We start from the raw sequence: 12,148 nt of genomic DNA, 5'->3' as shown, positions 1-12,148 counted from the left end.
AGATGACTCTTAATTTAGATAAGCCCATCATTTACAACGTAATGAATTATAAGAACACTATAATATCAAGCACTAAGATATTAACGATTATGTCTAAAATGACACACTAACGAAGCACCACAACATTTATATACATTATTATGGGTAATAAGTCGAAAGCAAAAGCAGAAGATCACTATTTAATGGAAGAATTGAATATAGATAAAGACGCCTTAAAACAATTAAAAAAGAAATTAGCTAAGGTCTCACCAAGATCTGAAAGAGGAGTAGAAACATTATTTAAATTATTATCTAAAAATCAGTATACCTTAAATACAATGATTGATACTAAATCAAATATTTTAATCTCCATAAACGCTTTAATTTTATCATTAATTCTAGGTACAGTAATGAGTCAATTAAGCACAGACCCTCACCTAATCTTTCCTGTAGTCATGATTTTGTTTACGAATCTAGCTTCAATTGCCTTTGCAATTTTCGCAACACGACCAGAATTAGTTCATGGAAAAAGTGAGACAAAAAACTTAATGTTCTACGGAAACTTTCATGATATGGAAGAAGATGAGTACGTAAATAACATTACCAACTTAATGAATGAAGGCGATGAGTTATATAAAACCATTGCAACAGACACTTACCATTTAGGTAAAACAATTGATCGTAAATTTAAATTACTTCGTAAATCCTTTAATATTTTTTTAGTGGGTATTATTTTATCAGTAATAACATTTATTGGGTGTCACGTTTTATTTGGAGGGATGATTTGAGCTTGCATTTAACTATATTGAAAAAAAAATAGAATCTGATAATTGAAGAGCATGTCATTTGTAATCACCATACCATTGGTAATAATTCGATAATATAGAAAACAAATTATTAAACGTAATCAATAAAGGGATTGATAAACAATACCGTTTTTAATAATAATTCTCAACTACTTTCAATAATTAAAAACGAATGAAATGCATAAGAAAGAAACTTAAAAACACAGATTTATAATAATTTCAAAGTACTTCATTCAACTTTTAGAAGAGACAACTGAAATTGTTATGTTATCCGCTAATTAATACTATAAATATTTTAATTAATTACTAAACCCATCCTCATTCTACTTTTTTCATAGTGTAACAAATTTTATACAATCTGATTTATTACTTGTTTTATTTGCCTTTTATTGTACCTCAGAGCCTGTTCCATCTAGGTTTAGTAGGGTATTTATGTATTTTTGAAAAGAGCAGAAAGATTTTTATTCCTAAAAAACACAATACCTTTTGTAGAAAAGAATATTCATCTCAAACTTAATTTTAGTCACAAAAAAATAGTTTTCAAATTATTTTATTTAGAGGTATCTATCCTTTAGGACGTAAATAATAATGTCTATTTAATATATAAAATTCACCAACATGTCAATAAAAAATTATCGTTATGTAGATTATCTATGGGACGACACTAAAGTAGAAAAGATAAAAAACGATGAAGTAGCACAATTCTTATATCGATCTAACATATTAGGTAGTGATCTTAGAATCACCAATTATGGCGGAGGAAATACAAGCTGCAAAACCATCGAAAAAGACCCATTAACAAATAAAGATGTTGAGGTAATGTGGGTAAAAGGGTCTGGAGGAGATATTGGCACCCTTACAAGAAGTGGTATAGCTGGCTTGTATACCGATCGCTTAAGAGATTTAAAAAAAGTATACAAAGGTGGCGCATATGAAGATGAAATGGTCGCGCTTTTCAATCATTGTATTTTTGATTTAGACAGCAAAGCTCCATCAATAGATACTCCACTTCACGGATTGTTACCGTTTAAGCATATCGATCATTTACACCCTGATGCCTTAATTGCTGTAGCCGCTGCAAAAGACAGTGAAAAGGTAACCAAAGAAATTTGGGGTGATACAATGGGTTGGGTGCCTTGGAAAAAACCAGGTTTTGAATTGGGTTTAATGCTTGAAAAATGTTTAGCTGATAATCCAGGAATTCGCGGAATTGTATTAGGTTCTCATGGTTTATTCACTTGGGGAGATACCTCATACACATGTTATATAAACAGTTTAGAAGTCATAGAGATGGCATCTGCTTATATCGAAAATAAAATTTCTGAAAATGGCGACGTTTTTGGAGGCCAAATAGTTGAAAGTCTTCCAAAAGAAGAACGGCTAGAAAAAGCTGCGATTTTAGCACCGATACTAAGAGGTTTATGTGCTTCTGAAAACCGAATGATTGGCCATTTTACAGATGATGAAAAAGTTTTAGATTTTATAAATAGTAAAGATTTGCAACGTTTGGCTCCTATGGGAACATCATGTCCAGACCACTTTTTAAGAACCAAGATTCAGCCATTGGTGTTAAATTTAAGTCCATCAGAAGATGTAAATAACACAGAACTAATTTTTGAAAAACTAGAGCCTGCATTTGATAGTTATAGAAAAGAATATGAAGAATATTACGAGACTTGTAAAAACGACACAAGCCCTGCAATAAGAGATGCAAACCCTGTAATTATTTTGTATCCAGGTATTGGAATGTTCAGTTTTGCAAAAAATAAACAAACAGCTCGTGTAGCGAGTGAGTTTTATATTAACGCCATTAACGTGATGCGTGGTGCTGAAGCCATTTCAGAATACACATCATTGCCAAGACAGGAAGCTTTTGATATTGAATATTGGCTATTAGAAGAAGCCAAATTACAAAGAATGCCTAAAGAGCAATCATTGTCTAGAAAAGTAGCACTAATAACGGGTGCTGGTGGAGGCATTGGTAAAGCCATTGCCGATAAGCTTGCGTCAGAAGGTGCTAATGTTGTTCTTACAGATTTATCAGAAGACCGCTTAAAAGAAGCCATAGAAACCTATAAAAACGATACGGCAATTTATGTTCAAGGCGATGTCACAGATAGTAATTCCATTGCAAACACTTATAAACAAGCTTGTTTAGCTTTTGGCGGCGTAGATATTGTAGTGCATAGTGCAGGTTTGGCTATTTCAAAACCATTAGAGGAAACCACCGATAAAGATTGGGATATATTGCAAAATGTATTAGTTAAAGGGCAATTTGAATTGGCAAAACAAGCCGTTGAAATTTACCGGAAACAAAAACTAGGTGGAGATATTGTAAATATAGCGAGCAAAAACGGACTAGTTTCTGGACCAAATAATGTTGGTTATGGTACGGCAAAAGCGGCGCAACAACATATGTCTAGATTATTAGCTGCAGAATTAGGGGCAGATAAAATAAGAGTGAATGTTGTGAATCCAGATGGTGTTATTGTTGGCAGTAAAATATGGGAAGGAGAATGGGCAAAAGGACGTGCTGAAGCCTACGGTATTACAGTTGAAGAATTACCAGCACATTATGCGAAAAGAAATTTATTAAATGAAATTATTTATCCGGCTGATATTGCAAATGGCGTATTTTCTTTGGTTGCTATTTTAGATAAAAGCACAGGAAACATTATTAATGTAGATGGAGGAATGGCTAATGCTTTTGTACGATAATCAGCCTTTAAAACTATAACTATGCAAATATATCAAGATCAAATAGTAGGCTTAAATAAAGATTTATTAGTTGAGCATAAAGAAAATTTGATACAATTGTCAAAGAAACACGACAATTTAGAACATATTATTGATACAATTTCAAATTATAATATTGCCATACCAAGTTGGGCACTAGGAGCTGGTGGAACACGTTTTGGAAGGTTCGGTTTTGGAGGAGAGCCTAATAATTTAGAACAAAAAATAGAGGACGTTGGAGTTATTAATGCTTTAACCAAATCTGCAAATGCAGTGTCTTTACATATTCCTTGGGATATTCCTGAAGATGCTAATACCATTAAAGAAAAAGCAAAACGTTTAGGGCTTCATTTTGATGCTATGAATTCCAATACGTTTCAAGATCAAGAAAACCAAGAATATAGTTATAAGTTTGGATCACTATGTCATACAGACAAAAATGTTAGAGATCAAGCCGTAGCACATAATAAAGATGTTATTGATTACGGAGTTGCCTTAGGCTCAAAATCTTTGACTGTATGGTTGGCAGATGGATCTAATTTTCCTGGACAGCTAAATTTTAGACGCGCTTTTGAAAACACGTTAGCAAGTTTAAAAGAGATTTATGCTCATTTACCAGCAGATTGGAAACTATTTATAGAATACAAGCCTTACGAGCCAAATTTCTATTCTATGGTGATTCAAGACTGGGGAACGTCTCATATGTTGGCTAAAGATTTAGGAAAACAAGCCTATACTTTAGTGGACTTAGGTCATCATTTACCAAACACAAATATTGAGCATATTGTTGCCACATTAATGACAAGAGGCATGTTAGGTGGTTTTCATTTTAATGACAGTAAATATGGTGATGACGATTTAAGTGTAGGCGTCATGAAACCCTATCAATTATTTCTAATATTCAATGAGTTGGTTTTTGGAATGGAAAATAATCCTGCGAATAACCCAATTCCTGCGTGGATGATTGATGCAAGTCATAATTTAAAAGATCCTTTAGAGGATTTAATTCAGTCCATTGAAGCCATTGAAACGGCTTATGCAAAAGCATTACTAATTGACCAAAAAGCACTTGAAGAAGCACAATTACAAAATGATGTTGTAACTGCACAACGCATTTTACAAGACGCTTTTAACACGGATGTAAAAACAATTTTAGCAGAAGCCAGATTAAGAAATGACGGAGCCATCGATCCTATTTCAGCATATAGGTCACTCGATGTTAGAAATGTATTGATTAAAGAAAGAGGAATGAATTCTACAGCAACAGGTTTGTAAAACACTATGAGTACTCCAATAAAACAAGACGTTATAGCAATATTCGATATAGGAAAGACTAATAAAAAAATTTTCCTATTCGATACTAACTATAACGAAGTTTATAAAGAGTACACGACTTTAGAGGAAATTGTTGATGAAGATGGGTTTCCAACGGAAGATATTCATGCGCTTCAAAAATGGATACAATTAGTATTTAAAAATATTTTAGATTCCAACACATACACTATTACAGCTGTTAATTTTTCTACATATGGAGCAAGTCTTGTTCATTTAGATAAAAACGGAGACCTACTAACACCACTTTATAATTATTTAAAGCCTATTCCATCAGATATCTTAGAACAGTTTAATAACACGTATGGAGATATTTATACTGAAACGGGATCACCACAATCTGGGATGCTAAATTCTGGAATGCAGTTATATTGGTTAAAATATAAGCAACCAGACGTATTCAAAAACATAATGTATTCTTTACACTTGCCACAATATCTTAGTTATATGTTTACAGGTGTTCCGCTTAGTGAATTTACAAGTATTGGCTGCCACACCTCACTTTGGGATTATGGTAAAAAAGATTATCACAGTTGGGTTTATAAAGAAGATATTGACCAAATACTTCCACCAATTGTTTCAACCGAAACATGTATTTCTAAATATTATAATGGAAAACGCATAAAAATTGGAGTGGGTATTCATGATAGTTCTTCAGCACTCATACCTTATTTAAAAGGGTCTAAAAAACCATTTGTTTTGGTTTCAACGGGTACTTGGAGTGTATCACTAAATCCGTATTCCGAAATACCCTTAACCAACGAAGACCTTCAAAATGACACCATTAATTACATGAAGGTTAATGGCAAGCCTGTGAAATCGGCAAAACTGTTACTGGGAAAAGAATACATACATCAAATTACACAATTAAGTCAATATTTTGACGTGCCATTAGACCGACACAAATCAGTAACATTTAATAGTCAAATTTTCAACAGATTATCATATAGTTTTAGTCCATGTTTTAAGTGGAAATATTTGGTCAACACAGAAACACCAGAGAAAACGAACCTCAAACATGACAATTATCAAGACGCTTATCATCAATTAATGATAGAGCTTATTGATGTACAACTACAAAGTATAAAAACCACATTAGGCACTAACAGTTCAATAAAACGATTGTATATTGATGGAGGGTTTAGCGATAACGAAGTCTTTATAAAATTATTAACACATCGTTTAAGCAAGCTGAAAGTGAGGTCAACCAGTTCTTCATTAGGTTCAGCATTAGGAGCTGCTATAGTAATTTTGGATGGTAAACTGGATTCTAAATTTTTAAAAAAGAATTATGGCTTAAAAAAACATGTCCCATTTGTTCTAAATAAAACCTAATGACTTTGAAGATAAACACAAAATATCCGTCAGTTACTGATTTAAGATTAAGGGCGCAAAAAAAAATACCAAAATTTGCTTTTGAGTATTTAGACGGAGGCTGCAATGAAGATGTTAACTTATATCGGAATACCTCTGAGCTTAGAGACGTACAATTGAAACCAAATTATTTGAAAAACCACTCTGGTGCGTCTTTAAAAACCTCTCTATTCGGCATAAAATATGATGCTCCTTTTGGGATTGCACCTGTAGGCTTACAAGGATTAATGTGGCCAAATTCCCCTGAAATATTAGCAAAAGCAGCATTTAAACACAACATACCATTTATTCTCAGTACAGTGACAACAACAAGTATTGAACGTGCTTGTGAACTTACGGAAGGAAAAGCATGGTTTCAATTATATCATCCTACTGAAGATACGTTGAGAGATGATATTATTAAAAGAGCTGAAGCTGCACATTGCCCTGTGCTAGTTATTTTATGTGATGTTCCAACCTTTGGTTTCAGACCTCGTGACATAAGAAATGGCTTGGCCATGCCACCAAAAATGTCTGCTAAAAATATTTTACAAATTTTGGGAAAGCCACATTGGGCACTAGAAACTTTAAAACACGGACAACCAAGTTTTGAAACGCTGAAACCATACATGCCAAAAGGCTTAGATTTAAGACAATTAGGCAAGTTTATGGATCAAACATTTAGTGGTCGATTAAACGAAGAAAAAATTAAGCCTATCAGAGACATGTGGAAAGGAAAACTCGTATTAAAAGGTGTCGCCTCAGAGCATGATACTCAAGAAGCAATACGTTTAGGCTTAGACGGTATTATAGTGTCCAATCATGGTGGACGCCAATTAGACGCTGGGCAATCCACCATAAAACCACTCAAAACCATTGCTGAAAAATATGGAGATAAAATTGAGGTTATGATGGATAGTGGACTGCGTTCTGGCCCAGATGTGGCTAGGTCTTTAGCTTCTGGTGCAAAATTCACCTTTTTAGGACGTTCATTTATGTATGGTGTTTCGGCATTAGGAAAAAAGGGAGGAGACCATACCATATCGTTGTTAAAAACGGAATTACAACAAGTAATGGAACAATTGAACTGCGAAAAAACAGAAGATTTTCCGAATTTTTTAATCAACCAATAACGTTTAATTACTATGAAAACTTACGGCTACTTCTTTCTTTTTTTCTTATTCGCACAAGCCACCTACGCAACTGATTTCTATTGTGACCCAGTAAACGGGAATTCAAATAATGACGGAAGTAAAGCTAATCCTTGGGGAAGCTTAGAAAGTGTTTTTGAAAAAGGAATAGAATTTAAAGCAGGTGATGCTATATTCTTACTTTCTGGAAATCATGGAGATGTAAAAATAATTGGCCAAAACGAAAAATACATTACTATTTCTGGACTTACAGGACAAAATCCTGCTATAAATTCGGTGATTTTTGGAACTGAAGAATCGCCTGCATCTAAGTGGATATTTAATAGTATTACTTTAAATGGAGCCATAAATTTAAATACTGTTTTTATTCATCAAAATAGTTCTAAGATCAGATTAACGGAAAATAATTTCATTTCAAATTCAAAGAATTTTACTGCAATTGATGTAAAAGGAACGCAATGTAAAATAGAAAGTAACGTCATTTCTAATTACAAGAACGGTATTAAAGTTTCTAGTAAAAAAACTCAAATTAGGAATAACCGTATCGAGTTTTTCAGCCATAATGCCATTACTGTATTAGGAGATTATAATTTGTTTGAATACAATTTAATTAAAGAAAGTATAGCCACAGATTCAGAAGTAAACTCTGGTATCTATTTTACCGAGAAAGAAACAAAAGGAAACATTTTTAGAGGAAATACAATTGTCAATTTCACTAAATCTAACAGAGCGCAACTAGGGTTATTAAATGGTATTTATGGGTTGAAAACCATAATTTCTGAGAGTATTTTTGAAAACAATATTATTATTTCAAATGGTGAAAAAGGTATATCTCTTAATGGTCAATTAAACAATTTAAAAATCGTTAATAATACGGTTGTAAATCCCTATTTCGGCTTAAATTTCAACGAAAAAGACGAAACAAATACGCCACTTGCAATACAGGTCATAGGCGAAAATGATTCGTCAAATCTTTTTATAAGAAATAACCTGTCTAATGATGTACTATTTAAGAACATAAAAGGCATTGCAGATTATAATCTTACGCTTCCTGTTTCCGTGCATGACTATGACAAATGCTTTAAAAATTGGGCATTGTTTGATTTCTCATTAGGTCCTAATTCAAAGGCTCTGAACAGTGGAACATCGGATATGGCACCAAATTTAGATGCAAGTTTAAACAAGCGTTCTTTAGGTAACTTTGTGAATATTGGAGCCTTTGAGTATACTAAAATTGATGAGGCTAATCAAGTTTTTAATATCCCTTCGGAATCTTCAGATAGACAGATTCACTCTAAAGGTAAAGGAGACTGGGATGGGCAACCACAAATTCGCATAGGAGGTGTAGGTGAAAATATTGATGGTGCTGGTGTATTTCCATTTAAATTACCAGTAATTCCTGGAGGTAAAAAAATTCTATCAGCAAATTTTAAAGTGTATTTGTCCAACCTAGATAATCAACCCGAAGGAGGAATTGATTTATATGCATTGCCTCCAAAATCAAATTTTTGGGTTACAGAAGATCTTTATTATCAAGGAACTTTTGGCCAGGATGTATCAGCAAGACCCATTCAGAATAATTTTGTAGACTCCAATATGTATTCTGGAGAAATTAAAGCAAATAACATAGGGCAAAAAGGACTCAAAAATTACTTAAATACAATTTTTGAAGCAGGCACTAAGTCTGAGGATTATATCTTTTTAAGAATGAATCCAAATGCCAAAGATGTTTCGGATTATAATAGATGGAATTTTGTGAGTGCCAACAGTGACAAAAAAGAAAACCGACCTACGCTTGAGATTACTGTTGGATATCCTGAACTTAATGAAGGGCACGTTAATACTATAGAGTCTATTAAAAACAATGTTGTTATTGCTCCAAATCCTAAAGATAATGGAGAGGTTAATGTTTACTTTTTAGGTTTTAAACAGGGCAAAGCGGTACAACTTAAATTGCTAAATTTTTCTGGTGAACAGGTTTTTGAACATACCCTGAATCCTTTAGACTTATCAGACAATGTTTTTCGCAGTAAAAATTTAAGACTGCCTATTGGTAAATATTTATTAGAATATACCACTGAAGCTGAAACGAAAAAGCAAATTCTTTTTGTGTGGTAATTACATGATTTCACATAAAGGGCTTTTAACAAATTATATTTAATTACGCCTTAAAGTTATTAAATTGACAATTGAGTTCATAAAATTTAAACTTCCTCTAAAAATCGTCTTGATTTTTCAAATTATTCTTAAAGAGTATAATTAAAGTTTGTACTATCTGTTTAATTGTTTGTTAGTTTTGTCTTTTTTGTTAGGCTAAGCACTGAAAACACTAGGATTAGTCAGTGATTTGTATTTATATTTGAGAATAGCGCTTTCTGTTTTTTAGCCATTTCTATATGGAATACAGAAAAAATAACAAATCCCAATAAAAATCAAATGTTTAGAAAATGTACTGCCCTTTTAGTGTTCTTAATGATATCAATACAATCGATTGGACAAAATACTTTTAATCTCGATCCAGCCGTTGGAACAAGGTTTACGGTAACAGATAAAGTATGGCCAGAAGGAGTAGGTGAAGGTGATGTCTGTCTGTGGAATGATGATAAATTAGCAGCATTTACAATCACCATTGATGATAATAACGAACAGGATATACCTTTTTGGACAACGATGATTTCTACATATGGTTTCCATTTTACATGGTTCGTCATTACGGAAGCAGACCCAGAATACAATGTTCAGGACTGGAGTCTTTTTAATGACCTTGCTAATTTGGGAAGTCAAATAGATGGGCATGATGATAGAAATTGGTATAATAACCCAACTGAAGGGGAAACCAACCTATCTGATGCTGACTATCTCGCAAGATTACAAGCAACAGTTACAACAATTGATACGGAAGTGACCTCTGGCTCTAATAAATGTTTAACCTATGCCTATCCTTATGGCGAAGGCAATGAAACTGAAGCTAGAACACAATTCATTGGAATTAGAGGAACACAAGGGATATTAAATCAATCAAACACCGTTAATTATTTAAATGTCAATAGTGTTTCTAATGTTCATATTTATGGAAATGACACAAACAGAGATCAATATATTTTACCACTTTTGAACACTGTAAATACGCTCTATGGCACCAATTACTATCGTGGTTGGGGCAGTACACATTTTCATGGCTTGGATGAAGCTGGTGAAACTACCACGAATGAATTTTTACAATACTTAGCAGACAAACCAGAGTTGTGGGTAGCCGGATTTACGGAGGTCACACAATATTCTCAATCTTTTGCAACTCATAATTTAACCATAGATAATGTTTCAGAAAGTGAAATAAAATACACACTAACAGACGACATGTTAGATTCTGCCTTTTATTTTCCATTAACCGTTAAAATAAGAATTGATAATAGTTGGGTAAATGTTTCCGCTATTCAAAATGGGGAGCCTGTAGATTCTGAAATTATAATACATAATGGTAAAAAATATACGTTAGTAAAAACGGTGCCCGATTTAGGTCAGGTTACAATCGCTGGCGTTGCAGATTCTGATCCGGCAGTAATATCTCCTTCCATAGAAAATCAATCTATGCTAGAGGAAGCGACTATACAAATCGATTTTTCAGCAGCTACACTAGGAAATGATGTCATTAACTTTTCAACATCTAGTCTGCCAAGTTTTGGAGTATTCACTGATAACGGAAACAATACAGGTAGCATCGTTTTCTCTCCTGCCCTATCAGATGCCGGAGAATATCAAGATATTACGGTAATCGCAGATAACGGAAGAAGTATCACATCACAGTCTTTTAACTTAACAGTAAGTCCAGATTCTAATGGAGAACCTACGACAGAATATATAATTAATCCAACTGGAGATGGTATTATATCTGATGTCATTAATTTAGCTGAAGGTAGCACCAATCCTTGGCTCAATGGAAATGATATTGATGGCACCAAAGTATTAAAAGTTGGAGCAAGCGCATCAACTGGTGGTGGATTTACAACCAATGCCATCATTCCTTTTCAATTACCAGTGCGTCCACCTGGGAAATTAGTAACGGCTGCCAATTTAAATGTAAATATTGCCTACATAAGACATTGGATTTCGTCTGATATCGATTTATACGGTTTACCATTTAATGCCTCAAACGCTATTTCTCCAAACGATTTCTATGATAGTACTTTTGCTAGCGCTATAAGTACAGCAACAGGAATACAAGATGGATTTATTGTTAGAGATGTAGATGGTAATGAACCTGTCGGCACTTTGATTTTAACAGATCGCGAAGTAGACACAGATTCTGAAGGTGATACAAATTTAACCGCGTATATCAATGCACAATATGATGCAGGTGCTGTAGCTGGAGATTATATTTTTTTAAGACTAAGTGTAGATGCTACAACAGGATCTACAAGTGCCCATTATTATGGTATAAGTGACGAATCAACAACGGAAGCACCAACTTTATCTTTAGAAATTGAGAATATCTTAAGTGTAGATACTTTTGATAACTCGAGTATAAGTCTTTATCCAAATCCGGTAACAGAAGGCAAATTAACCATCGCATTGAAAGGATTTCAATCAGAAAACACGAAACTAAATATCTATTCTCTAACAGGTAGTTTAGTTCATAGTGAAGTGGTTAACACAAATTCTTCTTCAAATTTGGAAACGGTTTTAAATCTAAATGCTGGTCTGTATATTCTTAGGATCACCGATGGCATAGCCCTAAAAACAGAAAAATTAATCATACAATAAACTAAATAAACTAATTCTTTAAAACAATAA

Annotated in this window: 7 protein-coding genes; all 7 read left to right on the top strand. The window is 33.4% G+C overall.

Going from position 1 to position 12,148, the window contains the following annotated elements; genetic code table 11:
• Nucleotides 1-140 precede the first annotated feature (140 nt).
• The 7 genes from BLT80_RS02875 (at nucleotide 141) to BLT80_RS02845 (ending at nucleotide 12,118) form a co-directional block, all read left to right on the top strand.
• Nucleotides 141-767, top strand: coding sequence for a Pycsar system effector family protein (locus tag BLT80_RS02875; RefSeq protein ID WP_092466074.1), 627 nt, complete (start codon nucleotides 141-143; stop codon nucleotides 765-767).
• Nucleotides 768-1,403: 636 nt separating this feature from the next.
• Nucleotides 1,404-3,503 carry a bifunctional aldolase/short-chain dehydrogenase gene (locus tag BLT80_RS02870; RefSeq protein WP_092466073.1) on the top strand — a complete coding sequence of 700 codons (2,100 nt, stop codon included), beginning with the start codon at nucleotides 1,404-1,406 and terminating at the stop codon, nucleotides 3,501-3,503.
• A 21-nt stretch (nucleotides 3,504-3,524) separates the two neighbouring features.
• On the top strand, nucleotides 3,525-4,796 hold the full coding sequence (locus BLT80_RS02865; protein WP_092466072.1) for a sugar isomerase: 1,272 nt from the start codon (nucleotides 3,525-3,527) through the stop codon (nucleotides 4,794-4,796).
• A gap of 6 nt (nucleotides 4,797-4,802) precedes the next feature.
• Entirely contained in the window at nucleotides 4,803-6,188 is a 1,386-nt protein-coding gene (locus BLT80_RS02860) for an FGGY-family carbohydrate kinase (protein ID WP_245710075.1), read from the top strand.
• Nucleotides 6,188-7,339 carry an alpha-hydroxy acid oxidase gene (locus BLT80_RS02855; protein ID WP_092466071.1) on the top strand — a complete coding sequence of 384 codons (1,152 nt, stop codon included), beginning with the start codon at nucleotides 6,188-6,190 and terminating at the stop codon, nucleotides 7,337-7,339. The genes BLT80_RS02860 and BLT80_RS02855 overlap by 1 nt, the downstream gene beginning before the upstream one ends.
• Nucleotides 7,340-7,351: 12 nt before the next feature.
• Entirely contained in the window at nucleotides 7,352-9,475 is a 2,124-nt protein-coding gene (locus BLT80_RS02850; protein ID WP_092466070.1) for a right-handed parallel beta-helix repeat-containing protein, read from the top strand.
• A gap of 354 nt (nucleotides 9,476-9,829) precedes the next feature.
• The gene (locus BLT80_RS02845) at nucleotides 9,830-12,118 is read left to right on the top strand and encodes a T9SS type A sorting domain-containing protein (protein ID WP_175455538.1); all 2,289 of its coding nucleotides are present in this window, start codon (nucleotides 9,830-9,832) and stop codon (nucleotides 12,116-12,118) included.
• The last annotated feature ends 30 nt before the right edge of the window (nucleotides 12,119-12,148 follow it).

The sequence above is a fragment of the Winogradskyella thalassocola genome, assembly GCF_900099995.1.
GTDB lineage: Bacteria > Bacteroidota > Bacteroidia > Flavobacteriales > Flavobacteriaceae > Winogradskyella > Winogradskyella thalassocola.
This window is presented reverse-complemented; position numbering and strand designations above follow the sequence as displayed.